This is a genomic window from Legionella shakespearei DSM 23087 (assembly GCF_000373765.1).
Classification (GTDB): Bacteria; Pseudomonadota; Gammaproteobacteria; order Legionellales; family Legionellaceae; genus Legionella; species Legionella shakespearei.
Genome location: NZ_KB892393.1, coordinates 123270 through 149119, shown reverse-complemented (window position 1 = coordinate 149119; position 25850 = coordinate 123270). Strand labels below are relative to the sequence as shown.

The window sequence follows — 25850 nt, the reverse complement described above, 5'->3', positions numbered from 1 at the left end:
AAATTCAAAGTAAACACGAAGAACTGCTTTCAAACCTTGTAGCCCGGTCTGCTCGCAGCCGGGAATGGAGATTTGATTAGAAACACCAGTTGTGTAACGAGTGTCAGTTCCCCGGCTGCAAGCAACTGACTCTTCTACACATCTTGGCTATTCCTCAAACTACGTCGTCCTGAGCGCGTCTTTTTGCGCGAAGGATCTCCAAATATTGGCACATGCCACTTTCGGCGGTGCCAGTACAAGCGCGGATGAACCAACAAAAAAGCCTATTCGATTTACAAAAAGCTAAAGTAGCAATTAGGGTGTTAATATTAACACCCTAATCAACTGTAAATTAACGTGAGTTATAGTAACAAGATTGTTTTATTCAGTCGTTACTTCGATGCCGTTCGGGCTGTGGAAGCGCGATAGCGCTGTCTCGAACTGAGGAATCCCCACGAACTATCCCCCTTGAGCCTGTATTGTGACTCGCAAATCAAGAGTACAAAAGAGCATCATGCTAAGAACACCGAGCCGCGACCGTAAGGAAGCGGAACAGTTCGATGCACTCCATTGTTGATTACTCATTAGGTGTACATCCAAAATTTCCGCTCCCTCACGGTCGCGGCTCGGTTTTCTTTAGGTAATGAGAGCATAAGTAAACAGAAAATGTAGTGCTGATAAATAAATCATTTCCGTGGGGATCACTCAGGTCTCGAAGCCTTGGCATCGAACTAAGGCTTCGCATTTTTTGCTGGAGTCCGTCCCGGACCCACCGCCATTATTAAGCGCTACTCCACCGTACCGCGGTTTGTCCGCGGTATCCAGAGATCTAAGTTCGGAGTGAGATTCCTGGATCCCGCGGACAAGCCGCGGGACGGCGGAACTCCTTAACTTAACGTGAGTTTCGGACCGCCCCCAAAGATACTCGGTTCGGGTTTTCTGCGTATTGAGCAGGATAGATCTTCCCGTCATTCGGATAACGGGCTAGGTTTTAAACCAAATTCAAACGTGTATTATCTATCATTCTTTGAATCAATTCCCTTAAGTTCAAATAAGATACTGTCATATTCAGGACTCCATCTAAAATGATCAATAGTTAATATCCTGAATTAGGCGTGGGGCGGTTGAAGTACGTAGGCTGGGCTGAAAATCAAGTCGAGTGCTGTTATTGCGGAGCACATGTTTAATCGGTGTTTTATAATTTATTATTAGGTATTTTTGGGGCGGGCTTGATGTCATCTTCATGATGTTCAAATTTAAACGCATACCTATTAACATTTTCTAAAGGATTTGATTCATTTAAGCTTTTGTCAAGGATAAATTTGTCAATAACACGTGTCAGATTGGTACAGTAATTTTTATTTAATGTACCATCTTGTCTTTTTCTTTCAATAACTTCTTTTAATGTCTTTACATTCAGCTGAAACTGCTCATCATGTGCGATATTATTTAAGATGTATTCTATTTGAGGTGTTGGGTCCCCTAATTGTAAATTTTCCATTGCATCAATAATTTGGATGCATTTATCGGGTAGCTGTTCACATTTGGGTTCGATTTTCTGATTGGGCGGTAGAATGTCATCTTGTGACATGATTCTTAAAGATATTAACTTTAAATAGTTTTTTAATTCAACTTGAGAGTAGGTTGCCCCAGTTTGTTTTTCAATATCCTTAATAATCCAGACAAATGTTCCAATAATGAAACTATTGGGTAATTCTTCTGATATTTTTTGAGTTAGTAGTATATCTTCAATTTCGATACCGCGCTTAAGTAACTTTACTATCGCGGGATTAATCAATATATCAAGTTCATCTTTAGTCCATATTTGTAGTGCTTGATGTTTTCGTATAAATTGTTCAGGCACCCAGTCATGTAACGAAGATGTTTTTCCATTTATGCTTGCTGTGGGATGCGGATTATTCAGATATAAGGCACCTGCTAAAATGGAGGGAAAATGATCATGATAGCAATGATATTTTCTAAGTTCTGTTTGAAAATATTGCCAGGCATCTTCGACTTCCGGATCTTTTGCAAGCTCTGTTATTTGGTTAATTATATCCAAATAATCCGTTATATTATGTTTTAACTTTTCTAAGTTGTTTTGGTCAACGCTTGATGGAGAATTATTATTTACAGTACCTTCTAATTCAAATTTAAGATAAATATCCATTGGTAAAACAAGAAATTTTTTTAGTTTAGTTAAACTTCTTTTTAAGTCAGGGTCTTGAGTCTGGTCGATATATGCCTTTATTCCATCTATTAAATTCCATCTTACAAAGTCACTGAATCCTCCACTTTTTTGTTCAAAAAAGGGTAGATTTGAGTTGGAAATAACTTTTGCTCCAGTATTATCTCCTGATCCCAAGCCTAAATCAGTTCGTAAACGATATAAGGCTTCGTATTCCTTATCAGATACATAAAATGAAGTGAAAATTCTGATTTTATGCTTGTCTTCTGGATTCGATACACGCCCAATATTCAGGTTTCCATCAGGTGTTACAATTTCTATAGGGGCTTCAATGCCCATTTTTTCCAAAAAATATAATATTTCGTCCGGATCAATCACCTTTTTAGGGAGAAAAAAATCACAGTTGTTCTGTAATTTATTGTTGCAGGCGTTTTTGTTTATACCGGTTAAAATAAAGCTTAGCGCTGCCCATTTTGATTGAGGATATCCAGGCATAAATTTATGGGTAGTTAAATAGCTCTGTGCGCTTTCAATTAATATTTCTTCACCCAATAATTGCTTTACCAAAATTTGTCCGGTTTCACTTTCAAAGGTTGTTAATTCCTTGGCAAGGGATTGTAATGAAGGTAATCCTTTTTCAATATCCAGGCCATATGACGCCCCCAAATGAGCCGTTACGTCAATATTCATACTGCCTGACTGGTAGGCTTTTTCAAGAGTGCGCTCATTATGTGATCGACCTAATTGCCGACAGATAACTGGAAAAAATCCTTTTCTATCTTTTATTAATTTATGTAAAGGAGAACCAATAGAAATTAATAGCATGGCTGCTGATTTATTTAATAACTCTGATAGCTCATCTTGTTCAATACCTATACATTCATGGTTTTCTTCATAGATTATGGGTCTGAGACCTTCTTGAGCACAAAACTGTTGAAAGTCCTTGCGAACATGCTTTTGCCGCTCGGTAATGATTTGTAGTAATTCTGTGTTGGAAGACGAGGGTATATGTGCCTTTAGGATTGGTTGAATCTGATAGTGTTCACCAACCAGTTCCTTGACCCATTTGATATAATTCTTAAGATGACTGTAATCCCCTACACCATCATTCATGTTGGTACAGCATAAAAATATAACATTTTTCCCATCTCTAGGTAGTGGAAAAGATGCATCTTTAAAGTCATCAAATGTGAAAACTTCATCTTTTTCTTTTCTAACACTACCTGATGATAAGTAAGTATCAGCGCTAATTTGATATAGAAGTTCTAACATATAAATATAAGTTATTGTGTTGTTATTTAATTATAGAATGCGATGGTCACTTTGCATTTTCTTAGTATCTTCATCTAATGATGGTAAAAATTACAATACTCAATATGAAAACCTTGATTACGCTATCGCTGCATCAAGGCTACGCCTATTTTAAATAAACCCCTCTTAACCGAAATATCCTATCTTTTCCTATACGACTTTAAAATCCACTAAATTTTCAGGCCATAAAGGAATATAATGGTCGCTGCTTAACTCTCTATAGGCAGCTTTTATACCTTCAAGGACAATATTTTCTCCTTCAAGAATATCTTTGACTACTTCAAACGAGTTAATAGGATTATTAGCATGTATAAAAATGTTCACTTCACCATTACCTATATCATGACCATCAATTTCTGCATCAATAAGTGATTCATCTATTCTATCCTCCATCTCAGCTATCCAATCTAAATCACCATATATGTGTTCCGGAAACTGTATGACTAATTGATATTTCATTGCTAAAACTCTCTTATTGCTGAGATTGGCTCCGGTTTTTTGCTATAAATATTATAACTCCCCACCTTCTAAGAGCAGGTAATCAGTTTTGTTGGATCGATTATATATAGAACTAAGGTTAGCATACTGGCGTCCCGGTCAGGATTCGAACCTGCGACCTGCCCCTTAGGAGGCGCGTGTACATTTGTCCGGGAAAATCCATTATTATCCATAAACAACCTAAATACAATAAGTTATTACCGTTGCTATGTCCAATTGAATCCAATAGAATTCATCTAAAGTCAGAAAATTGGTTATCCCCTTGGTTAACCCATCACAAAGAGTTTACGTTGAAACATAAATTAAAAAAAGACGATGTTGAAATGCTGAAGTAAGAAGCAAAGAATATAATCTTTCAGATGGTGATGGTCTGTTCTTGAGAATTAGACCAAGTGGTGCAAAGAGCTGGATATATTTTTTCCGTTTAGGGGATGATAGAAGCTTGAATCGCATCACGCTAGGTTCGCTGAAAGATCTTTCATTGAAGGAAGCACGTAAAGAATTAATAAACGTTCGTGCATTGGTGCGCAAGGGCATTGATCCTCGAACTGCACGTGCAGCTGAGAAGGCAGAAAATACTCAAGCCATAATAATGCAAACATTATTTGATGCTTGGGTTGCATATGTTAAGGCAACTGACCAAATGAGTACTCTCTGGGCTAAGCGCCATGAAGACCGTTGGCATCTGCATCTTAGAGCTGATCTTGGTAATCTATTAGTAAAGGACATTAACAGATTTCATTTGACTGTTGTGTTAGAAAAAATGGCCCTTAGTGGCATTAAAGAGGAAACTCGTAAGGCACTCACAACACTGAATTTAATGCTTGATTATGGTTTAAAGCATAGACATTTAATAGAAAACCCAGCTCGTTTGCTAAAACCAAAAGATTTTAATGCCTCAGCTAACGATCCACGTGATAGAGCCCTTTCATTGGAGGAGCTCAGTAGATTATGGAGTGTTTTAGATACAGAAACTTCATTTCAAAATGAAAGCGCCTCTTTCAAAATAACAGCAATTACAGCTAGTGCTATCAAGTTATTAGTTCTCACTGGGGCTCGCAGAGCGGAAGTGGCAAAAATGTCCTGGTCTGAGTTAAATTTGAATACATGTGTTTGGTTACTCCCCAAAGAGCGCACAAAAAATAGCCGTGCTCATGTTATTTATCTTTCCGAATTGGCAATGAAAATTATTAAAAATCTTCAACTTATTACTGGCCATTCGCCTTATGTCTTTGATACTGGCCGCAATATAAAAGAAAGTCATATTAGAGAGGATACTTTGTCACGTTATATAGCTCGATTAAGACAAAATCCTAAAAAGATAAGTCAACTTTTGCCATGTTTGACTGATATTGAACCATTTACTGTACATGATATCCGTAGGTCAGCGGCTACGGCCTGGGGGGAACATTTAAAAACTCCTCCTTATATAATTGAAAAAATGCTAAATCATCAACCTCAAAATAAGTTAGTTGCAACATACCAGCGTGCTCTTTATGCTGATGAGCAAAAAAAAGTTTGGCTTGCTTGGGGGGAACTGGTTGAGCAACAGGTGATTAACTCTAATACTATGTGCCAATAAAAGCATACTGTTTAAATGAGACGAATATGAAATGTAACGAAAACGATTTATTTTATAACATGGATGACGCGGTAGCAGAATTTTATTATTGGTGTAAATTTATATGGTTAACCATAGATCAAATAACTGCGTTAACTTTTAGAAAAAACCCAGATATTGTGAACTTAAATAGTATCAGACAGTTGATTAAGTTAGGATTTAATACAGAGTTTACTCATGAATACGTAATGAGGTATAGGCTTATAGAACAAGCACAATTGGGTTTAAATGGGGCAGTTGAATTATCTAAATTTATAGATTGGGCCCTTTTACACAAGTTGGATATTCCTGAGGAAATGAAAGAAGTAAATAATAAAATAAATAGCGGACATAACCGGATCCATCCTAGAACAGAAGCTACTTATCAAAATATTATAGCTGCATTGCTCGAATATATAAGCGGGAAAACACCAGGTATTGGAAAACATCCGTCCTTTACTAATGAATCACAGTTAATAGATCACTTAGCCGACAAATATCAAGGTTACAGCGGGATGTCTGTCAGCTCATTATCACGTAAATTACCTCTTGCTAGAAATAACTTTAAGTAATCAAGTACTGCAATTGCAGTTAATCGTTATGCAATTGCAGTGAATCTCTCAAAAAATCAACTTAGGATTGTCCTGCGTTTAATCAAATAACAAAGGACATCTTATGTATCAATTACCCAATGCTGGGTTTTTAAGAATTACTCAAATTCTCCAACTTATTCCTATTAGCAAATCCACATGGTGGGCAGGTGTGAAGGAGGGGTATTTCCCCAAACCTATAAAACTATCCCCAAGGGTTACTGCATGGCGTGTAGAGGATATAAAGCAGCTCATAGAACAGGAGTTTCAAGAGTATAAACCAAGAAGGGGAAAGCTATGCAAAAAATGAGCTTTGAAATAATTCTTGCTTTATTTTTGATAAAAATTATTCAAATAAGCAAAAAGATCGCTTTAGGGCAAATTTATATCCAAAGCGAATTAGAGGAAGTTTGTCACCAATTAAAAAAGAATGAAAAGGATTTTTATCATGGATTTTAATCAAATTATTAATCAGTTCCAAGCAGAGTTTTTAGCAAATGGAATTACTCCCCCAGAGGAAATCATCGCGGATGGGAAGCTACATCGTTTCCATATTGTGGGAGATAAATTTAGATCAAAAAATGGATGGTATGTGCTTTATCTTGACGGTGTATCGTGTGGGGTATTCGGTAGTTGGAAAAAAGGAGTGCATTTTAAATGGAGTGCTAAAAATCAAGGCTGCATGACGAAAGCTGAACGTCGTAACCAAATGGAACGCATCAATGAGGCATGCAAAATACGTAATGCGATGAAAGACAAAGAACAACAAGAAGCGGCTTCTCTTGCTGAGAACCTCTGGGAGGGTTATCCAAAAGCAAATCCACATCATCCATACCTGAAAAAGAAACGCATACCACCACATTACGCTCGTCAATTTTATCAAGAAATAGTGCTACCTGTAATTGATTTTGGCGGAAAGATATGGAGTTTGCAGTATATCAATGAACTTGGTGAAAAAAGGTTTTTGTTAAATGGAGCAATAAAAGAATATTTTATACCTATTCAATATCGACCAAATCATAATCAAAAAATATTAATTTGTGAGGGATTTGCTACAGGTGCAACTTTAGCTGAAAAATGTCCTACATATTGCGTGATTGCGGCTTGTAATGCAGGAAATTTAAAACCAGTCGCATGCTCTATTCGTAAGAATCTAGCAAGTGCAGAAATCATTATTTGTGCTGATGATGACAGAATGAGAGCAGATAATCCTGGGTTAATTAAAGGACGGGAGGCTGCAATCGCATCGGGAGCATTATTTAGCCAACCTAAATGGCCTGAGGGTTCACCGAAGTCGTTAAAAGATTTTAATGATCTGCACTGTTGGTTTTTTGAGCAAGGGGAATAACATGTCTAATATTGATCTGGAAATTTGCGAGGGAACAGAGGTAACTGAGAGAACTATCAATACCAATAAAGAAAATAGCAGTTACCTTGAAAAAACATCAAGAGAACTGAGGGAACTATAGGATATGAACTAGAAACAATTTTACCATTAGAGTCACCGCCCGCTATATCTGAAGAGCCAGAAATAGAGCGGCCTAGTTATAAGGTATACGATGATTGGTTCAAAATTGGAGAGTCACATAAGAAGCCAGATCTTTATTGGCATGGATATAAAACAAGCGCTGGTCAGCAATATCCTGTAGATGTATGGATTTGTTCACCTATTCATGCTGAAGCAACAACTGCAAATGAACGCGGAGAGTCATTTGGGTTGTTATTAAGATTTATAAATACATATGGACAATGGCGAGAATGGTCGATGCCCATGTGGCTTCTAAAAGGTAGTGGTGAGGAAATCCGTCATGAACTATTAGATTTAGGTGTAAAAATGAATCTGAATGCAAAAATGCATCTAAGTGCATGGTTAATGGAGCAGAAGCCAAAGACTCGGATAATCGCTGCTACGCGTACGGATGGAATTCCGATGGTACAGTCTTCGTGATGCCTAATAAAACCATTGGAGGAAATAATACCGTCCGCTTCCAATCTGAATTTGTCATACAAAATAATTTTATAGAAAAAGGAACTATCGAAGCATGGCGCGATACAGTTGCATCAAAATGTAAAGGAAATCCAGTGTTGTTATTCTCTCTTGCTACAGCCTTTGCTGCTCCTTTACTACTAAAAGCAAAACAGCAGTATTCAGGAGGAGCGGGGGTTCATATTATGGGTAAATCTAGTCGAGGTAAAACAACAGCACTACAGGTTGCTGCAAGCATATGGGGTAGTCCAACATATGTTCGTACATGGCGTGCTACTGCTAATGGATTAGAAGCAACCAATATCATTTTAAATGATTGTTTACTCATACTAGATGAAATTGGTCAAAGTGATCCTCGTGAAATAGGAGCTATTGTTTATGCCGTGGCAAATGGGCAAGGAAAACAGCGAGCTAAGCGTGCAGGGGGGCTACAAGAAGCAGCTAATTGGAGAACAATAGTTCTCTCCAGTGGCGAAAGTACATTATCAGCACATATGCAAGAATCGGGGAAGAAAATCAAAGCCGGCCAAGAGGTGCGACTCTTAAGTATTCCAGTTACAGATCGTTTGTATGGTGTATTTGATGAACTACATGGATTTGAGGATAGTCGTGCTTTTGCAGATTACTTAAAACAATCAACTAGTTCATATTACGGTATGGCGGGACCTGAATTTATTAAAAAATTATTAGAGGATAAGGATTGTCTACCCGATTTGTATGCAAGGCTGTGCAATCATTCAGAGTTTAAATCATCCGATGGTGTTGAAAGTCGTGCCGCGGGTATATTTGCGTTAATAGCAATGGCAGGTGAAAAAGCAACTGAGTATGATTTAACCGGATGGCAGGAAGGGGAGGCATTAAAAGCAGTTATTGAGTGCTTTAAAATATGGCGTGGATTTCGTGGTCAGGGGGAAACTGAAACTAGGCAGATACTTGAGGGAATATACCAATTCATTGACCGTCATGGAGATAGTCGATTTTCTGAATTAGGAATAGATCGGATTGATTACAAGGGGGATAATGTTGAGCAAAGACCAATTGTGAGAGATCGTGCAGGATATTGGAAAGAAACACTACAAGGAAGAATATTTATGTTTAATTCCGCTGCACTACAGGAAGCTGCAATTGGGTATGATTTATCATTCATCTTACGAACATTAAATGATGCAGGTTGGATTGCAGAACATGATCATGGTAAACGATCTAAAAAAATAAGGATTAATGGCCATCCCTCAATACTATACTGGATTTTACCTGTTGAAAATGGAGTTAGTTATGGGACTTCGTGAATTATTAGATCGTCTTGATAACACACCTGTACTCCCTGTTCCCTCTATACGTGTATTTGAGGGAACCGATTTAGATCTACTGTGTGAAGAGGGTTCTCTGTGTTCTCTATGTTCTTTTAATATATCCACAAATCAAAAAGATAGTTTGGAAAACACTACAAATATGAATGAGATAAAAGCATTGTGTGAATGTGGGTATCGCCGCCCGTTTTGTACCTGCCGATTTTATAATTTGCCTATGTAGTTTAAGGAGTATGCCATGCCCAAAAAGAATAAAAATAAAGAACAAATTGAAAATAAGGGTATAGAGGTAAAAGAAAAAGCAGCAAATACTACTAAGTTATATTTACACTGCCGTGGTCATGCAACAATGGCACTTAGTAAATTACATGGTGATGGATTTGATGCTGTAGAGGCATTTGAGCGATTATCAAGAAGCGTTGAGCGTATTCATAATAATGATACTAATGAAATTGAGGCTATGCTTATAACACAGGCTAAAAGTCTAGATTATCTGTTCTATAACGCATTAAGTAAGCTATCTAGCTCAAATATCGAACATGCAGAAATTTTTTCCGGTATTGCTTTAAAGGCTCAATCTGGTTGTAGAAAAACATTAATGGCTTTAGCGGAGCTAAAACATCCTCGACGTACAACTATAATAAAGCAACAAAACAATGCGATTACTCAACAAGTAAACAATGGTGTAAAATCTCAATCAGGCGAAATTGAAAATAATAAAAAATTTGCAAACGAACTGAATGGGGAGGTGCTTTATGAAACAAAGAACCTGGACGTTGGAGCAACGATTGCAACAGGCACAGCGGATAAGGCAGCAGAAGCCTTGGAAGTACTCAACAGGTCCTAATACTATAGAGGGTAAAGCTATTTCTCAAAAAAATAGCTTTAAACACGGTGCAAGATCTAAAGAAATGAGGGAACTTCAACATAGTGTCTCAGTGTGGAAAAGAGAGCTAAAAGAGTTGCTCTCTTTTTGTTAACAACACGGCCTGTTTATTTGTATTAGACACTTCTGTCTAATGAAATAACTTTTTAGCTGTTTTCAGGTAAAGGTATTATTTCGGTATCAGAAATGATTAATAAGCCGCCTAAATGTAACAAATGATTTGTCCCACTTTTTCCACAGAGCGTCTTTACCATAAGCAATGTAGATGAGGGTATCTTTGCAGATTAAGGGAATGATAGGTATCAATAAGCTCTCTATTGTAAGAGATTCACCACAAAAAAGGTAATAAACAAGAAAGGCTAAATAAAAAAACATAAATAATGCATAAATAGCAGTAAGGGCTCTGTAAAAAATTTTATCTTCTAAATACATCTTTACCTCATAAGTGTTACTTTTATTTATGAGCATTCAAACTTTGCTGAATAATGAATAAGCTGGTGTTAAATTTCAGCTGACTCCTTCAATGAGTTGAATAAAATCATAATGGTATATTTTACCTAATAGTTTTTCAGCGTATTTTTTTCGTGAATAAATCCATAGCCTAGTGATCTAAGTTTAACCATCAATCCCAATACTAAGGAATCCTAAGTAGCATGTCAAGAATAATATATAGGATTCCTAAGTATCGCAAAGTGTAAAAAACTTAGATTCTCTAAGTATGTTGATTTAAATAGATGTTTGTCTAGATGGATTCTCCTGTTCCTAAGAGACTTAAAGAAGCCAGATTAGTGGCTCAAATTTCCCAGAAAAAACTGGGTATTGCTGCCGGAATGGATGAGTTTTCTGCTAGCGCTAGAATGAATCATTATGAAATGGGGCGCCATAATCCTGATTATGCGACTTTAAAACGAATTGCAGATATTCTGAAAATACCCACTGCTTATTTTTATTCAGAAGATGATAATTTAGCTGAATTTATTAAATTATTTGAAAAATTGAATTCACAGGAAAAGATGGATCTTTTAAGACATATGAAGGGTTATCTCCCTTAAATTTTATATTAGTATCATTGAAGAGATATTAAAAATAAATATCTCTCCTGTTTTCATTATTTATTATATAGTTAAAAAATTAAAACACTTCCTGCTTATTTTTGGGGCTTTTAAACATCGTTATTCTATGTATAATTGGCCCTGAGCAACGGATGAACTCAATTGCTCATAAGGAAATACAGACAAGTCTGTCTTTTTTCAAAAAATAATTATGGAGAAAAAAATGGATCTAAATATCGAAATTATTGAAGAATCTGCAAACAGTGTTGAAGTTCTTTGTAACTCTGTTGGCTGTCCTTAGTAATTAGGCTGGGTTTACCTGGCCTCAATTATTGTCTTTAAATGAAATCAAATAACATCATTGTAAGAAAAGCATTGCCTCAAGATGCGCCTGATTGGGCCGTTATGCTTCTCAAGTTGGATGAAGAGGTTGTATATACAACATTTCAGCCAGGGGAAAGATCTTCTGATATTAGCAAATATAAAGACAAGATCATTTCTGCAATAAACTATCCAAAATCAGCTATCTTTTTAGCATTTGATACGCTATCAGAGGATAATAACGTTGTAGGGTATCTTTCTGTTGAAGCTTATCGAAATAATAGAAAATCTCATGTAGCGACTATTGGAATAGGTATCCTTGAGTCTTATTCTTCTCAAGGGATTGCTAATCAATTATTTATTGAAATGATTGATCATGCAAAAAGAAATAATCTCAGAAGAATAGAGGGCCATGTTGCGCAAAGTAATTATAAATCCATTGCTCTTACTCAGAAATTTGGTTTCATTACAGAAGGGATTAAAAGAAACGCTATAAAAATCAATGATGCTTATGAAGATGAGCATTTAATGGTTTTAGAAATTGAAGTTTTACATCATGGACAATAACACAATACAAACAGTTCTCGCAGCATTAATAACAAATCTTAATGCATTAGAAAATTATGATGATTTTCGAACGCAAATTAGTTCCGATTTAAATTTGACTGCACATGATATGCAAATTATTGATGATTTTTATCAACGTAATAGCAAACGCTTTATCGCCTCTGCTCGTATTTTAAAGAAAAATAGAGGAGATGATATTAAAGCTTCTTTACCGATTACGGTTGATTTTTTGGATACTCAACGTCTCACTAGTATTTGGGATAGTTATCTAGATAGCCTAACAATTAAAGCCAACCCACCCAAAAATCCTTTAGCCGAAAGTATTTGCTTCGCTTTTTTTGCAGAGCAAAGTCCATTATTAGATTGTATCGAGAAACAAATTGTTCGATATGAAAGAATAAGAAATGAAGTGACCTATAAGCATCATGAAAACTTTATTTTTCATGCCTCAAAGGTAATTGATTTAACTGAATTTACTGGCCTAGATAGTTATATAGTGTATATACATGAGTGTTACCGGATAGAGGAATTTGAATATAACATTCCATCTATCCTAAATAAAAAAGATAAAAAATTTATCAAAGAAGATTGTACGGTTTTATTTTTTAAGAATTTAAAAAAGGAAGGGATTGGCACATTAAGTTTATCCAAGGATGTTAGGGAAATAGTGGAGAAAGTGATTGATTGCCAAAATTTGTTAGCAGCTTATCATTTTTTTGAAGAGCGATTATCACAAGGTGATTTTTTAGGATTTTTAAAAAAACTTGAGCAATTAGGTGTTTGGGTTATTCAGCAGAGAGAAGGATAATGTTGTATTCATCAGGAGCAGACTTAGGCGTTGGCATCAGTTACATGAATGCTATTGGAGAGCAAATAGAGCAGAATCTTGATTTATTTGATTTTATTGAGGCCTATTCAGAAAGATTTTTTATTCGGGAACAAAATAGCAGATTAAAACGTCTTATTAGCAAGAAACCGTTAGTTTTACACGGCCTAGATTTATCGATTGGTACACCTGAAGAACTCGATGAATCTTATTGCGCTAAACTCGAAACAGTTATTAATGAAACTAATTGTCATTGGTATAGTGATCATATTAGTCTAACTAAAATTAATAACATTGAAGTTGGTCATCTTATGCCAATAAGCTTCAATGACGAAAACATAGACCTTATTGTCTCTAAGGTTAAATCGTTAACTCAGCGTATAGCCTGTCCTTTCTTGCTCGAAAATATTACCTATTATTATATTGTACCGAACTCATCTATGAGCGAAGCAGAGTTTCTTTCTAAAATTCTTTTGCAAGCTAATTGTGGCATGCTTTTGGACTTGAATAATCTGTATTTAAATTCTCTCAACCATAATTATGACCCTTATGAATTCTTGAGCAAGCTTCCTTTAGAACGCGTTGTTGAAATCCACTTAGCAGGTGGTTCATTTAAAGAAAATATGCATGTTGATACCCATGCTAATGCAATTTCAAAAGAGGTTTGGAAGCTTTTTGATTATGTAGCACGAACGGTTCCTTTTCGTGGTGTGGTAATCGAACGAGATGCTAATTTTGAGCCTTTTTCAGACATTATTGAAGAGGTGCAATTTGCCAGAAGCATTATGCGAAAATATAGAGTAGAACAAGCTAAAGTGATGATGTGATATGTTGATAGCCGATTATAAAACCAATGGATATGTATTATTAAAAAATTTTTTTAATAGTGACGAAATAAAATTGTGGGAAACAGGTGCCTCTTATCTTAAAGAAGTTCCTGAGATAATTGGTGGTCCCATGAAGTATTTTGAAAAAAGTCAAATTAATGATGAGATTATTCTAAATCGGGTCGAAAAATTTTGTGATTACTTACCATTACTTAATGAGCTTGTTAGAGGTGAAAAAATTGGTAGATTACTAAAAGAACTTACAGCTAGGAACTATCGACTTTTTAAAGAAAAAATTAATTATAAATTATCTGGTGGGGGTGGATTTAGACCTCATCAGGATGGAGCTGCATTTAGAAAATTTGTAGATGATGAACTTATTACTATTATGATCCCCATTCATTTTTCTGACGAAAAAAATGGTTGTTTTAGAGTTTCAAGTCAAAAATACTTGAAAGAGTTACTGCCTCATGTCAATGGTAGTATTGAACTAGATGAATACGATGTAAAAAAGGATATAAATTGGCAAGATGTCAAAATGGTCCCTGGAGATCTTTTATGTTTCAGTTCTTATCTAGTTCATCAATCTAATGATAATTTATCCCAATTAGATAGAAATTGTTATTTTATTACTTACTCTCCAGATAACTTTGGGGATTTAAGGGATGCTTATTTCGCCTTTAAGCGTGAAAAATTTCCACCAAGAATAGAGCGTTCATCTGAGAAAGATTATGAACAATGGCGCAAAACTCTATCGAGGGAGATTCTTTAATGTTTGCATTTTTTAATGAAAACAAGCTTGAGGTGTTATTAACTGAGTTTGAAAAAAAGTATGCAATTGAAAATAGGCTGGCTGAGATACTTTCCTACGATAAAGTTTTACCTAATATTTCAGCATTCAACTCAGTTCCAGATTGGAGTGAGACAATTTTTCTTACGAAATTTCAGTCTTTAAATATTATTCCATATTACGTTAATAAAAGAGAAGATTATTTTTCTCATGATAATCGTTATTCAGCTACTCTAGTTGAAGAAAAGAAAATAGATGAACACTATAAATCATTCAGTAATGCTCATCCTATGGCTGCTCTTTTTTGTAACCAATTAATTAAAGCTATTTTGATTACGGAATTAGACTCATATATAGAGGGAACAACAGCTGATGGATTAGGGATTGCTCATATTGATTTTAAAGAACATTTTAATCAAGAAGATTTTAATGAGCTTATTATTCATCAAATTACTCATATGCTACTTTTTATCGATGATTTCATAGAGCCTCTAGTTGAAGACTCCCATAAACAACTTCCTGTAAGAACGGCTGCGACACATAAAAGAGGCGGAAATTTATTCCCTCTATATATTTTTTTCCATAGTCTTTGTGTTGGTATCGAAGTTTTAAATTACCGATATAATTTTCAAACATTAGAGGCCCAAGTTAATTATCACCCGATAACATCTACCGCAATGCAGCGATGTAAGGATGGGTTTTTAATTTTAAATGATCATATTAATTTATTCACCTTGAAAGGAAAAAAGTTATTGAGTTCATATGGTGAATTGCTTCATAAGTTAGATTTGGAAATAAGTCATGTTGCTTAATCTCAAAGATATTCAGGCTCACATTAGTAGTGAAAATTATTGTAATCATCCAGGAAAGTCAGATGTATTACCTTTTGTTGATGAGGATACTTTTTTAATCGCAGACTTGCTGAAAGCAATAATCCAGGAAAATGGATTTGCAGTTATCAATATGAAAGAAAGAACTGTGCTCTCAATATTAAGAGGATTGGCAAAAACATTTGGGCAACAAATCAGAGATGTTGGTATTAATAAAAAATATATTGCTCGGGTGGAAGCTGTAAATAATGGAAAATTTTATATTAATACGGCATTTTCACAGCCACTTCACTGTGATGAAGGATACCGTACCGCATTTCCCAGATTTGTTTCTCTTTATTGCGTCAAGTCTTCATTGAAAGGGGGGGTTAGTACTATTATAAAAGTTACGGAATTGTTGGCTGGATTACGCGCGGTATTTAAAGAAGATATAGAAAACTTATTTTGTCCTAATTTTATTCAAATAAATACTGCATCTGGGAAAACCAAGAAGCAATTATTATTTCATATGAGCAATGGCATGATTGGTATGTCCTACTCTCCCACTGTACGAGGCTTAGAAACAAATGAGCTTGGGTATGACATGATTTCATGGATTAATAAATTTATTCATGAGCCTGCAAATCAATATCGGTTCTCTTTAAAAGAAAATGATTTACTTATGATGGATAATTGTCAGGTATTACATGGTAGAACAGCGTTCAGTGATCAGGATGATAGATTATTACTTCGATTTTGGAATGAGTCGATATCACAATGAAAGTGCCTTTAATCAATATTTTTTTAGATAACATAAAAAAGCAAAAGCTTGGCTTTATGTTGCTAATTGTTACTTCAGTTTTTAGTGCTATCCAACAATGTGTCACTCCTTGGGCAATTCGGTATATTTTGAATATGTGTGCTGCTGTAAAGTATGAGCAAATAGGAGTTACTCGTGCTGTGATCGTATTTTTAATAATTTTTCTTATATCAGAAGTGGTTATTAGAAGTCAGGGCTTTTTTGTGGCGATTGTTTTACCTAAGTTTAAGAAAAATATTAAAAGCCAACTGATAGGTAGTTTACTTAAAAAAAAATATGCTTATTTCTTAGAAACAATGCCAGGTAGTTTAACTCAGAAGGTTAATGATTTTGCTTCATCTTCAGAAAGAATAATACAAATTGTTTTTTATAATTTTTTTCCTATCTCTCTTTCTGTATTGCTGGCTGCAGTGTTTCTATATTCAATTGAGCCATTCTATTCTGTTTTTATTATTACATGGTTCTCAATTCACTTTTTAACTACGTGGTATCGATTAAAAAAATCACTTAAAGTCGTGCAACAATATAACAAGATTCATTCCTTTATCTCAGGCACTCTTTGCGAGCTAATTAGCAGAATATCCTCTATTAAGATTTATGTAGGTGAAAAGTACGAATTAAAAAATTTAGATACACACTTATCTTCTGAAAAATCAGCGTTAAGAAAGGCACAGTTTTTTTTTGAAAGAATAAAAATAGTTCAAAGTTTATTTTCCTTAATTTTTATTATTGCTTTAGTCATTCACCAGGTAAGTGGTTTTAATAAAGGCTATTATTCGATAGGGGATTTTATTTTTGTTGCTTTTGTAACCTTCAATTTAATTAATTATGTCTGGTTTAGTTCTTTTCAGCTTACTATTTTCGCACGAGAGTTGGGCACAATAAGAGAAGCTTATGACCATTTAGCTAAAGGACAAGATGATTCCAGCACTTTATGTTCAGAGCCACATGTAACTCCTATTATTGAGCCAAATCTTAGAGTAAAAAATCTTAGCTATATGTTTTTATCAGGAATCAAAGCTATTGAGGATTTATCATTAGAAATTGATTTTGGTGAAAAAATCTTAATGCAAGGTAGATCAGGAATAGGAAAATCAACATTCGCAAAACTTTTAGTGGGTTTACACACCGGATTTAAAGGACAAATCACTCTTGGAGATAGGCAATTAAACCAATTTTCACGAACTGAGCTTAATAAATTAGTTATTTTAGTAGAGCAAAATCCACTTCTTTTTAATAGAACCATACGAGAAAACATTTGCTATAGTAATACAGATTATTCCGAATCTGAGTTAAGCGAGGTATTAAATATCTCTTGTTGCCATGAATTTATCAGTGCATTGCCTCAAGGTCTAGATACAAAGTTAGGCGAGCAAGGGAGCTCTTTATCAGGAGGTCAAATACAAAGAGTTGCAATAGCTCGTGCGTTATTGTTTAAGCCTAAAATTCTTATTTTAGATGAATCAACCTCTGGATTAGACAAAGATCTTGAAAGAAAGGTTTTGAGTAACCTAGTTGCTTTAAAAAACCAAACCTTAATTGTCATTACCCATTCTAGAGATATTCATTCAATTATTCCTAAGACCATATCTTTTTCCTCACGAGAGCCTTATAAAAAATTTTATAATGAAGGTGCACTAACATGTTAGAACTGACTCAGTTAAATAAGAACTATTTTAATCATCAGTTCCTTAAGTTTCGAGCTCAATATTATTTTAATGAAACCAAAGAATTGATTGCCAGACATAAACTATTAACAGCCTTTATTATCTGTTTATTAGCACCAGGGGTAAAAAATATTCAAGCGATTGGTATTCCTTTTTATGCCCTTATTGATCCATCCATGACATTTAAAGCAAAGTTTATTTATTTGGTTACATTACTTTTCTTTTTGCTGAGTCTGACTAGAGCGCAATCTTCTTTTATAAAAGGTGGGATATTTAGAGAATATCTGCATACTTTATACATTCCTTTGCGAGTTCATAAGGCAATAGATTTCATTATCCTTTTACTTTCTTTAAATCTTGTCTGGCTGGCTATTTTCTTTGGAGGAGCCAATATTCTTCATAATACTGAAGATACCTTATTTAAGGCCTCGCAATATTGTCTCTATGCATCTACTGTATTTGTGCTGTGTACTCTGCTACTGAATTTTCTTTATAAAAGAATAGCTAAAGGAGTTATGGCTTTCTTAGCACTTCTTTTAATTATTGTCATTTCAAAGCAGGGCAGCTCGTTGTTAAATTTTGGTGTCGGGTTAAGCATTTCTTTGCTGTGTTGTATTATTCTTGGAACAATACAACCTCGTCGGCATGAACAAAAATCTTCATTTAATATACTGCGCCTTGATATTTTTAATAGCTTAAAAAGTATTCACTCTTTAAAAAATATTTTTATTATTCAATTAGCTGTTTTAAGGCAGAATAAAATTTCGTTTTTAATTAGATTTACGCTTTGTTTCGCCATATCACTACTTATATTACAAGTATTAAACCCTCAGGAAACAGTGGATAACCGACAGGGACTTATTCTTGTTTTGCTAGGGTTGCAAACTTATATCTTATCGACGCTATTTACTCTTTTTGAAAAAGGAAAATTAGAGTACGCATTATTCCACAGTATATTTCCTTATCAAAAACATGCTCAACCTATTAAAGAGATAATACTCATTTGGATAGGATTAATGTTGGCATTAATGCCAGTGTTTTTGTTTTGCATTTTTAGTTTAAAAAATTACTGTTTATTGATCTTAGTTATTTTTGCAATGAATGGTGTTTTATTTGCAATAAATAGAACTCTTTACGCACTATCTCTGCGGTTCTGCTTGTTTAGCTCTTTGTTAAATACTGTGGGTGGTTGTGTTGTCCAATACATCTTTCTGGGAGCATACTAAGGTGAGTCACATACAATTACAGAAAGTTAATAAGGCTTTTGCTGATAAAGTCTTATTTGCAAATCTTTCATATACTTTTCAGCAACAGGCTTATCATATTATAGGAAAGAACGGCACTGGAAAATCGACTCTTTTACGTCTGCTAGTTGGTTTAGATGTTCCCGATTCAGGTTCTATTATTTTAAATAACCACTATCCAGTAAGCGATAATAGCGTTAATGCAAAAAATTTATTTTATGTACCTGATGATTTAGCAGTATATCCTTTTCTAACCGGAAAAGAGCTCTTATCTTGGCTTGCAAAGGCAAGAACAAAGAAAGTTGATGAAATAAACCAGATTCTTGAGCGATTGGAGTTACAACCGCATTTAAAAACTCGCATCGCTGATATGTCTTTTGGCACTAAAAAGAAATTTCTTTTAAGCTCAGCCTTAATAGGTCAACCTGATTTTATTATTTTAGATGAGCCATTAAATGGCCTGGATAAAAAGTCACAGCAAGCATTATTAATGCTCTTACAAGAAAAAGCCATTCATTGTGGCATTATTTTAACAACTCATCATGATGCACATCTCGATTTATTAGACCCTATAAAGGTTGAACTAGTGGAGCATCATTTAGTTGATAAATGTGAGAGTTTGGTTGTATGAAAGCATTAATAGTGGCTCATCCTGATGATGAAATAATATGGTTTTCACCTCAAGATTTTGATCTTATTATCATTGCTTTTTTAGCTCGTCATGATAAGCCTTATGCGGAATACTGTAGAAAATTAGCTATAGAAGCGCATCCACTAAGAGATCGCATTGTTTTACTTGGTATTGAAGAATCAGGATTTTGGAAGGATGGCAAACGACAGCTAGAGTTTCAAAAATCAGAACAAGCACTTTATGATGCTTTAGAAAACCTGAAAAAACAATTTGTGATAACTGAAATATATACCCACAATGCAGAGGGTGAATATGGGCATGACGACCATATTTTAGTTAATAAATTGGTTTTCATGCTATTTCATGAGGTAAAGATTTTTTCTCCTCTTTGCAATGATGGAGTTAATAATCCAAAAAATATAATAACAGTAAAAAATGATCTTAATTTTTATTCAAAGGTTAAAGACATATATATTAAGAGTCGTGCCTGGACTTGGAAAAGTGATTATATTCCTCCTGAGAACCTTTATTATGCGCCCAATCAAGGTGTTTGAATGATTACTGTCAAAATAGCATCAATACCTGAGCGGATATCTCAACTAGAAGTAACAATTGAGAATTTTTTAAAGAAAGTCGATGAAATCCAAGTTTATCTTAATAACTATAGTTCTATTCCTTCGTTTTTAAACCATAAGAAGATTTGTGTATTTACAAGTCAGGAATACGGGGATATTGGAGACATCGGAAAATTTTACCAAATTGAACAGCAAAATGGTTATATTTTAACCATTGATGATGATTTAATTTATCCACCAGATTATGTCGATTCTATGGTAAGAAAAATTGATTTTTATCAGAGAAAAACTTTGATTTGTGTGCATGGAAATATTTTACCTAAACAAAAGTTGACTTCTTATTACAAAGATAAGCAGGGTGTTCATTTTGAAAAAGAACTCGAAAGTGACATAAAAGTTGATGTGCCTGGTACTGGCACTTTAGGCTTCCATACTGACCATATAAAGATTTCTCGAGAAATATTCTTATCTCCCAATATGACTGACATATGGCTTGCAATTTATGCTAAAGAAAATGATATTTCTATTATTTCTATGAAAAGGTCGAAAGATTGGCTTATACAAGCACGTGGAGAGGCGTTTCAGAGATCAATTTATCAAAAGTCATTTCAGAAGGATACCTATCAAACCAGTGTGGTTAATAATGTATTTCTTGTGGAATAAAGACAAAACTGGATAAAGTTCATGCCCGTATGGGTAGGTAATTTTTTATTATACCTGAGATTGCAAAGAGAGAATTATGGATAAAGTAACATTTAAAATTGATGTTCATTTATTAAAACTTTTAAGTCAAAATTATCGCTCAACGGAAAAAGCTATAAAAGAGCTTATTGATAACGCATGGGATGCTGATGCTAACTTAGTATCGATTTCTTTGCCAATGCCTATGACTAATGAACCAATCATTATTGAAGATGATGGCAGAGGTATGAGCAGAGAGGAGCTTGAAAGTGAATATTTGAATATTGCAAGTAACCGAAGAATGCGACACGGTGATTTTAGCTTAGCCAAGATGCGGAAAGTTAAAGGCTCTAAAGGTATTGGTAAGTTCGCTGGTTTTATGCTTGCTACTACAATGAAAATAGAGACGTGGGCGATGGGGATTCGTTATGAGTTACAGTTTAGCACATCCTCCTTAGATCATTACCCTGATCTACATGAGATACCAATTAATGTTTTATCAACAGAAGATAATAGTAAAAAAAGTGGTACCAGGATTACTTTGACTGATCTCTGTCGCCATATTGGCTTTCCTAGTCCAGAAAGTCTTCGGCAATTATTAATTCAAGAATATGGCAGAGAAGCCGATTTTTCTTTAACAATTAACGGAAAAAAACTCGATGTTGATGATATTCAAGGGGTTTTCTTCGAACAAGAGATTGATATTCCTGAAGTGGGTAAAATTAGGCTACGTTTTACTATATCTGATCAAAAAGGCTCTCTCAGGAAGCCTGGAATTATAATGCGAATTGGAGGAAAGGTTGTTGGAGAACCCTCTTTTTTGGGGCTAGAGAAGGCAGAAGATTTCCCACCGAAACTTCTAAAAAAGTGTTTTGGAGAAATTGAAGCTGATGGATTGCTTGATGATGTGACCGCTGATTGGGGCGCAATTTTTGAAAACAGTGAAAAATATCGTATGGTTGAGGAAACTGTACAGCCGATTTTAAGAGAGAAATTTAAAGAGGTTTATGGCCAAGAAATACATTTAGCTCTGGCTCGTATAAAAAAGAAAATAGATCAGCGCCTAGCTTCATTTCCTGAGTTCAAAAGACAGTATGCAGAAAAAGCTATTTTTAAAGTTTTGGAGCGGTATTATCAAGAGCCTGAAAGTAAAGTTGAACCAATAGTGAATGTCTTATTGGATGCTATAGAATTTTCTGATTACAGAATTGTGTTAGAACATATTAATAAAGCAAAAAATTCTGATGTGAAAGTCTTTGCAGAAGCTCTCGATGAATTTGGATTATTAGATATGGTAAGGATGAGGGAGCAGGCTAGAAATCGCTTGGAATTTTTAGATCATCTAGAAATGCTTTGCAATACTCATGAAACTCTTGAACAAGATGTGCACAAGGCTATTGAACATAATTTATGGATATTAGGGCCAAGTTACAGTCTTTTTAGTTCGAATACAACATTGAAAAAGCAAATTGAAAAAATGCTGAATCAAAAATATTCTGGTTTAAATGATAGTAAGCGTCCGGATTTAATGCTTAGTGAAAATTTGAATGGAGATTATCTTCTCATCGAATTTAAAAAGCCAGCACATTGCTTAACTTATCAAGATTATCAGCAGGTTACCGGCTATCGTAATGATTATCGAAATTATACAGGAAAAGCTAATATTAATATTTATTTAATCGGTGGAAAAAAAGGAAATGACTTGCCTTCGTTCGATAAAGAATCAAGTGTTAATATTATTTTATTCAGTGACTTGATTTCAACAGCGAGACGACAATTGGAATGGTTGTTAAAAGAGCTTCAATATGCTCCCTAAGTTTTGATATCAATTTAGGCATCTGTAATAAATTTTGTATTCATCGCTTAAATAAATAGAAAAGAAATATCTAAGTCTTGCTGAAAATGTGCGCTCTTTTAATTTATGGCTTATAGTTTGGAGAGTGCGTTATTCCATATTCAATTTTCCACCTTCTATCATTAGCATCATAGTCAGTTCTTACATCAAAATTTGTATTTTCATTTATTTTTAAATTCTCGATGCCACTCAATAATATTGTTTTAAATTCAATTGGTTTACCTTTTTTAAGGTTTGAATTAGATGTTCCTCCTATTTGGTAACAGAGGAGAGAATCCTCTTGAGGTTTTTTAATTAATTTATACTGAGGGGTCATATAAAGTTGTCCATAATGATAAGGTTCGACTATTCTTGTATGTCCTTTATAATCGAAAGAAATAGTGTTTCTCGCATCTATAGCGCGTTTTAAATCATCCTTAATTCTCATTTTTAACTTCCTTATTAGAAATCTATTCTTTAAGTATAGTTTAAAAATAAGATTGATCAAAAACTAACCAATTGATTGTTTGTCGTTCTATTGCTTAAATTAGGTTATAGCCATTTTCATTAATTTTGGAGAGGCTGTAACTTATTAATGATAATAGCATATAGCTTGGTTATCCCTGTGGTTATCCCTATTTTATAAAAGAGCACCTGGATTATTATTGCATTCACATAACTTATTGATTTTACTGGCGTCCCGGGCAGGATTCGAACCTGCGACCTGCCCCTTAGGAGGGGGCCGCGCTATCCAGCTGCGCCACCGGGACTTTGGTATTTGCAAGTCTACCTTTAACCTTAATAAATGACAACGGAAACGAGGGAACTCGTATTAAAATTATATGGTAGTGAATAAAAATTGCTTCATTTTGTTCTTGTTTTATCAGATTCTTTTATGCTTGATTGAACTTTTAAATTACGTTACCGTTGAGTTCATCGCTCGCGGTCTTTGATTAAAAGGAATTCAATATGGGAATTGGGGACGGTAAAGTTGTCAGGGAAGGTCAGGGCAGAAAGATAGACTTGAATGCTGATGAAGCAGGGAGTGGAGGGGACTTGGAACTACGTCACGTCTCTTTCTTTTTTAATGGTGTATCAGATGTCCTTACTACTCAAAAGAAAGCTTATGATTGTACTTTCGTAGTGCAATTTGGGAAAATGGAGAGTCATGTCTCTGCGGGAGAGTTTATTGTTAACTTTCCTGTGTACTATCGACTTGGTAAGGGAACCTCACCTTTTCCTGCGCAATATGCAGAGCAGGCCGTGCATTCTTTTCTGAAATTCAAATTTACGCTTGAGGGAACAAAGCTCTTTTGTCGTTTAAAGTGTGACAGTTTAACTGCTCTTAAAGATTATGATTTGCGAAATCTCCTTAGTATTCTTTACCCGTCGTTATCACAAACCAACATGGCATACAGTGTTACGGATAACCATGCTCTCCTTTGTCTTGTGACAGAGCCGGTGCATGTGAGACAGGTCGTGAGCCATGAAAGCACCGATGCGGTTAATGTAGAGGCCTTTATTAAAATAATTAAAGACTATCGTCTGCATTGCTTAAGGCGTTTTGAAGAGTTAACGGTTCAAAGGGAAAGCATCGCTTATCACTGGTCTCTGGAGCTTGGTGATGTTCTGGATAGCATAGCAGTGGATTATCATTTGGTAAAAGATGCTGAATATAAAAGGGCATTCAAAATCCTTTCTGCCATTGAATTAAATGAAACGTATCAGAATGACCCACAGATTTTTATGTCTTTGAATGGAGTCAGGGACGCATTGAGTTTCTTTCGCCAGCAGGCAAAGATGGCCAGGAGGGGCGTTGATATTGATTTGTGCCAATTGAAACTTATCATGGATGAACTGGAGAGTCATGAGGGGAACAGCCCTAAGGATAATGTATGGCTCCCTTCCGGCACCGCAGTTAACCTTTCCTTGCAGATGGAGGAGTTTTTGGGGTTTGAAATAATGCAGCAACAGATTATTTTGTAGTGTTTATACACAAACGCAGGTCGTTGAAGTAGGTCAGCCATACTTCATGCGCCCTGCGTTCTAAACAGTAAGTGTTCAGCCCTATTGAAGGAACAGCCATATTTGGCTCATCTTGAGAGAAAAACCCGTGAAATGATGCTCACATAGCCGCCTATGCTCCGCTCATTTCGCGGGTTTTTCTCTCAACCTGAGCTCAAATCTGGCTGTTCGAGTACACATAAGCCCATACCCCTGAACGGTTACTCTAAACATGCCAGGATAATTTTTGTATCCTGAAAGAGACAATGTTATTTTGCCATTGCCTTTTTAATGTAACCAACAATCAGCATCAGAACAGCACCACCGACACCTCCAGTTCCAACATTACCTAACAAGGCTCCCACATCTACACCTGAGCCTTGTACTTGTTGTAACAAGTCCATGGCTTTGGCAAGATAGGTTGCCAGACCGCCACCGATTAATCCGGTAAGGGAATTACCTATGGCGCCCAGGCTTTCCTTTTTAGCAAGTGTACCGGCAACATTACCACCGGCAACACCACTAATCAGGCTGATGATTAAATTAATGATTTCCATCATACCTCTCCATTGTTTGAGCAAATATTGCTCAATATAAGTATATGTCAAGAAGAGGTCTTTTGCATAAGGTTGACAGTTGGTGATCTGTATCGCCGAACCACGTCGTCCTGAGCGCGTCTTTTTGCGCGAAGGATCTCCTGAAAGCGGCATGATGCCAGTATTTGGAGATCCTTCGCGCAAAAAGACGCGCTCAGGACGACGTAGTTCCGGGAATGGCACAGACCGGGCTACGAATCGTGCCAGGTCGGAAATTTTTCTTTTATGCCTGTTCCAACTTCAGGGCTGTTACCTGG

General features: G+C 35.3%; 24 protein-coding genes, 1 tRNA gene and 2 pseudogenes. 22 read left to right on the top strand and 5 right to left on the bottom strand.

Features of this window, described 5'->3' with window-relative positions; all coding sequences use genetic code 11:
* Positions 1 to 1174 precede the first annotated feature (1174 nt).
* Together B094_RS0106395 and B094_RS0106390 are read right to left on the bottom strand one after the other, a co-directional pair.
* Positions 1175 to 3439, bottom strand: a complete 2265-nt coding sequence (locus B094_RS0106395) for a hypothetical protein (RefSeq protein WP_155823674.1) — start codon at positions 3437 to 3439, stop codon at positions 1175 to 1177.
* 189 nt (positions 3440 to 3628) lie between these two features.
* Positions 3629 to 3937 carry a hypothetical protein gene (locus B094_RS0106390; protein WP_018576975.1) on the bottom strand — a complete coding sequence of 103 codons (309 nt, stop codon included), beginning with the start codon at positions 3935 to 3937 and terminating at the stop codon, positions 3629 to 3631.
* Between the two features lie 391 nt (positions 3938 to 4328).
* Here B094_RS0106390 and B094_RS17640 point away from each other — a divergent pair.
* From B094_RS17640 to B094_RS0106275, 21 genes and pseudogenes are all read left to right on the top strand, one after another.
* Positions 4329 to 4526, top strand: a pseudogene (locus B094_RS17640) (Arm DNA-binding domain-containing protein); the annotation flags it as partial.
* Positions 4527 to 4568: 42 nt separating this feature from the next.
* Complete coding sequence (locus B094_RS17635) at positions 4569 to 5558, top strand: tyrosine-type recombinase/integrase (RefSeq protein ID WP_337589151.1); 990 nt, start codon at positions 4569 to 4571, stop codon at positions 5556 to 5558.
* Between the two features lie 26 nt (positions 5559 to 5584).
* Entirely contained in the window at positions 5585 to 6148 is a 564-nt protein-coding gene (locus tag B094_RS0106380; RefSeq protein ID WP_018576973.1) for a hypothetical protein, read from the top strand.
* A 103-nt stretch (positions 6149 to 6251) separates the two neighbouring features.
* Positions 6252 to 6476, top strand: coding sequence for a helix-turn-helix transcriptional regulator (locus tag B094_RS0106375; RefSeq protein WP_018576972.1), 225 nt, complete (start codon positions 6252 to 6254; stop codon positions 6474 to 6476).
* Positions 6464 to 6625 (top strand): hypothetical protein, encoded by a 162-nt coding sequence (locus B094_RS17280; protein WP_018576971.1) that lies wholly within the window; start codon positions 6464 to 6466, stop codon positions 6623 to 6625. The genes B094_RS0106375 and B094_RS17280 overlap by 13 nt, the downstream gene beginning before the upstream one ends.
* Complete coding sequence (locus B094_RS0106365; protein ID WP_018576970.1) at positions 6615 to 7514, top strand: toprim domain-containing protein; 900 nt, start codon at positions 6615 to 6617, stop codon at positions 7512 to 7514. Before B094_RS17280 ends, B094_RS0106365 begins: the two co-directional genes overlap by 11 nt.
* 96 nt (positions 7515 to 7610) lie before the next feature.
* Positions 7611 to 9442, top strand: a pseudogene (locus B094_RS15830) (DUF927 domain-containing protein).
* 259 nt (positions 9443 to 9701) lie between these two features.
* Positions 9702 to 10310 carry a hypothetical protein gene (locus tag B094_RS0106345; protein WP_018576967.1) on the top strand — a complete coding sequence of 203 codons (609 nt, stop codon included), beginning with the start codon at positions 9702 to 9704 and terminating at the stop codon, positions 10308 to 10310.
* Between the two features lie 785 nt (positions 10311 to 11095).
* Positions 11096 to 11401 carry a helix-turn-helix domain-containing protein gene (locus B094_RS0106335; protein WP_018576965.1) on the top strand — a complete coding sequence of 102 codons (306 nt, stop codon included), beginning with the start codon at positions 11096 to 11098 and terminating at the stop codon, positions 11399 to 11401.
* Positions 11402 to 11743: 342 nt separating this feature from the next.
* On the top strand, positions 11744 to 12289 hold the full coding sequence (locus B094_RS16450) for a GNAT family N-acetyltransferase (protein WP_018576964.1): 546 nt from the start codon (positions 11744 to 11746) through the stop codon (positions 12287 to 12289).
* Positions 12279 to 13097 (top strand): hypothetical protein, encoded by an 819-nt coding sequence (locus B094_RS0106325; RefSeq protein WP_018576963.1) that lies wholly within the window; start codon positions 12279 to 12281, stop codon positions 13095 to 13097. Before B094_RS16450 ends, B094_RS0106325 begins: the two co-directional genes overlap by 11 nt.
* A complete protein-coding gene (locus tag B094_RS0106320; RefSeq protein WP_018576962.1) occupies positions 13097 to 13942 on the top strand; it encodes a multinuclear nonheme iron-dependent oxidase in 846 nt (281 codons plus the stop codon). Before B094_RS0106325 ends, B094_RS0106320 begins: the two co-directional genes overlap by 1 nt.
* 1 nt (position 13943) lies before the next feature.
* A complete protein-coding gene (locus B094_RS15820; RefSeq protein ID WP_018576961.1) occupies positions 13944 to 14714 on the top strand; it encodes a phytanoyl-CoA dioxygenase family protein in 771 nt (256 codons plus the stop codon).
* Positions 14681 to 15544, top strand: a complete 864-nt coding sequence (locus tag B094_RS16445; protein ID WP_162263946.1) for a hypothetical protein — start codon at positions 14681 to 14683, stop codon at positions 15542 to 15544. Before B094_RS15820 ends, B094_RS16445 begins: the two co-directional genes overlap by 34 nt.
* Entirely contained in the window at positions 15534 to 16322 is a 789-nt protein-coding gene (locus tag B094_RS0106305; protein ID WP_018576959.1) for a TauD/TfdA family dioxygenase, read from the top strand. The genes B094_RS16445 and B094_RS0106305 overlap by 11 nt, the downstream gene beginning before the upstream one ends.
* The gene (locus tag B094_RS0106300) at positions 16319 to 18010 is read left to right on the top strand and encodes an ABC transporter ATP-binding protein (RefSeq protein WP_018576958.1); all 1692 of its coding nucleotides are present in this window, start codon (positions 16319 to 16321) and stop codon (positions 18008 to 18010) included. Before B094_RS0106305 ends, B094_RS0106300 begins: the two co-directional genes overlap by 4 nt.
* Positions 18004 to 19254, top strand: a complete 1251-nt coding sequence (locus B094_RS0106295; protein ID WP_018576957.1) for a DUF6136 family protein — start codon at positions 18004 to 18006, stop codon at positions 19252 to 19254. Before B094_RS0106300 ends, B094_RS0106295 begins: the two co-directional genes overlap by 7 nt.
* Before the next feature lies 1 nt (position 19255).
* Positions 19256 to 19903, top strand: coding sequence for an ABC transporter ATP-binding protein (locus B094_RS0106290; RefSeq protein WP_018576956.1), 648 nt, complete (start codon positions 19256 to 19258; stop codon positions 19901 to 19903).
* Entirely contained in the window at positions 19900 to 20457 is a 558-nt protein-coding gene (locus B094_RS0106285; RefSeq protein ID WP_018576955.1) for a PIG-L family deacetylase, read from the top strand. Before B094_RS0106290 ends, B094_RS0106285 begins: the two co-directional genes overlap by 4 nt.
* Positions 20458 to 21141 carry a hypothetical protein gene (locus B094_RS0106280; protein ID WP_018576954.1) on the top strand — a complete coding sequence of 228 codons (684 nt, stop codon included), beginning with the start codon at positions 20458 to 20460 and terminating at the stop codon, positions 21139 to 21141.
* 76 nt (positions 21142 to 21217) lie between these two features.
* Positions 21218 to 22975: an ATP-binding protein gene (locus B094_RS0106275; protein ID WP_018576953.1), complete on the top strand. Its 1758-nt coding sequence runs from the start codon at positions 21218 to 21220 to the stop codon at positions 22973 to 22975.
* 103 nt (positions 22976 to 23078) lie between these two features.
* On the opposite strand, the gene B094_RS0106270 is transcribed toward B094_RS0106275, so the two are convergent.
* Together B094_RS0106270 and B094_RS0106265 are read right to left on the bottom strand one after the other, a co-directional pair.
* A complete protein-coding gene (locus B094_RS0106270; protein WP_018576952.1) occupies positions 23079 to 23441 on the bottom strand; it encodes a hypothetical protein in 363 nt (120 codons plus the stop codon).
* Positions 23442 to 23686: 245 nt separating this feature from the next.
* Positions 23687 to 23763 (bottom strand) — tRNA-Arg (locus B094_RS0106265).
* 199 nt (positions 23764 to 23962) lie between these two features.
* Between B094_RS0106265 and B094_RS0106260 the strand changes: the two genes are divergently transcribed.
* Positions 23963 to 24979, top strand: a complete 1017-nt coding sequence (locus tag B094_RS0106260) for a hypothetical protein (RefSeq protein WP_018576951.1) — start codon at positions 23963 to 23965, stop codon at positions 24977 to 24979.
* A 287-nt stretch (positions 24980 to 25266) separates the two neighbouring features.
* On the opposite strand, the gene B094_RS0106255 is transcribed toward B094_RS0106260, so the two are convergent.
* Positions 25267 to 25557 carry a hypothetical protein gene (locus B094_RS0106255; RefSeq protein WP_051078205.1) on the bottom strand — a complete coding sequence of 97 codons (291 nt, stop codon included), beginning with the start codon at positions 25555 to 25557 and terminating at the stop codon, positions 25267 to 25269.
* Positions 25558 to 25850 lie beyond the last annotated feature (293 nt).

Excerpts from the sequence above, each read along its gene's own strand:
- B094_RS17280 (WP_018576971.1), top strand. The coding sequence starts at position 6,464 with ATGCAAAAAATGAGCTTTGAAATAATTCTTGCTTTATTTTTGATAAAA.
- B094_RS0106345 (WP_018576967.1), top strand. The coding sequence starts at position 9,702 with ATGCCCAAAAAGAATAAAAATAAAGAACAAATTGAAAATAAGGGTATA.
- B094_RS0106275 (WP_018576953.1), top strand. The coding sequence starts at position 21,218 with ATGGATAAAGTAACATTTAAAATTGATGTTCATTTATTAAAACTTTTA.
- B094_RS0106305 (WP_018576959.1), top strand. The coding sequence starts at position 15,534 with ATGTTGCTTAATCTCAAAGATATTCAGGCTCACATTAGTAGTGAAAAT.
- B094_RS0106320 (WP_018576962.1), top strand. The coding sequence starts at position 13,097 with ATGTTGTATTCATCAGGAGCAGACTTAGGCGTTGGCATCAGTTACATG.
- B094_RS16450 (WP_018576964.1), top strand. The coding sequence starts at position 11,744 with ATGAAATCAAATAACATCATTGTAAGAAAAGCATTGCCTCAAGATGCG.
- B094_RS0106300 (WP_018576958.1), top strand. The coding sequence starts at position 16,319 with ATGAAAGTGCCTTTAATCAATATTTTTTTAGATAACATAAAAAAGCAA.
- B094_RS0106390 (WP_018576975.1), bottom strand. The coding sequence starts at position 3,937 with ATGAAATATCAATTAGTCATACAGTTTCCGGAACACATATATGGTGAT.
- B094_RS0106285 (WP_018576955.1), top strand. The coding sequence starts at position 19,900 with ATGAAAGCATTAATAGTGGCTCATCCTGATGATGAAATAATATGGTTT.
- B094_RS16445 (WP_162263946.1), top strand. The coding sequence starts at position 14,681 with ATGGCGCAAAACTCTATCGAGGGAGATTCTTTAATGTTTGCATTTTTT.
- B094_RS0106260 (WP_018576951.1), top strand. The coding sequence starts at position 23,963 with ATGGGAATTGGGGACGGTAAAGTTGTCAGGGAAGGTCAGGGCAGAAAG.
- B094_RS0106255 (WP_051078205.1), bottom strand. The coding sequence starts at position 25,557 with ATGATGGAAATCATTAATTTAATCATCAGCCTGATTAGTGGTGTTGCC.
- B094_RS17635 (WP_337589151.1), top strand. The coding sequence starts at position 4,569 with ATGCAAACATTATTTGATGCTTGGGTTGCATATGTTAAGGCAACTGAC.
- B094_RS0106365 (WP_018576970.1), top strand. The coding sequence starts at position 6,615 with ATGGATTTTAATCAAATTATTAATCAGTTCCAAGCAGAGTTTTTAGCA.
- B094_RS0106280 (WP_018576954.1), top strand. The coding sequence starts at position 20,458 with ATGATTACTGTCAAAATAGCATCAATACCTGAGCGGATATCTCAACTA.
- B094_RS0106375 (WP_018576972.1), top strand. The coding sequence starts at position 6,252 with ATGTATCAATTACCCAATGCTGGGTTTTTAAGAATTACTCAAATTCTC.
- B094_RS0106325 (WP_018576963.1), top strand. The coding sequence starts at position 12,279 with ATGGACAATAACACAATACAAACAGTTCTCGCAGCATTAATAACAAAT.
- B094_RS15820 (WP_018576961.1), top strand. The coding sequence starts at position 13,944 with ATGTTGATAGCCGATTATAAAACCAATGGATATGTATTATTAAAAAAT.
- B094_RS0106395 (WP_155823674.1), bottom strand. The coding sequence starts at position 3,439 with ATGTTAGAACTTCTATATCAAATTAGCGCTGATACTTACTTATCATCA.
- B094_RS0106380 (WP_018576973.1), top strand. The coding sequence starts at position 5,585 with ATGAAATGTAACGAAAACGATTTATTTTATAACATGGATGACGCGGTA.
- B094_RS0106270 (WP_018576952.1), bottom strand. The coding sequence starts at position 23,441 with ATGAGAATTAAGGATGATTTAAAACGCGCTATAGATGCGAGAAACACT.
- B094_RS0106335 (WP_018576965.1), top strand. The coding sequence starts at position 11,096 with ATGGATTCTCCTGTTCCTAAGAGACTTAAAGAAGCCAGATTAGTGGCT.
- B094_RS0106295 (WP_018576957.1), top strand. The coding sequence starts at position 18,004 with ATGTTAGAACTGACTCAGTTAAATAAGAACTATTTTAATCATCAGTTC.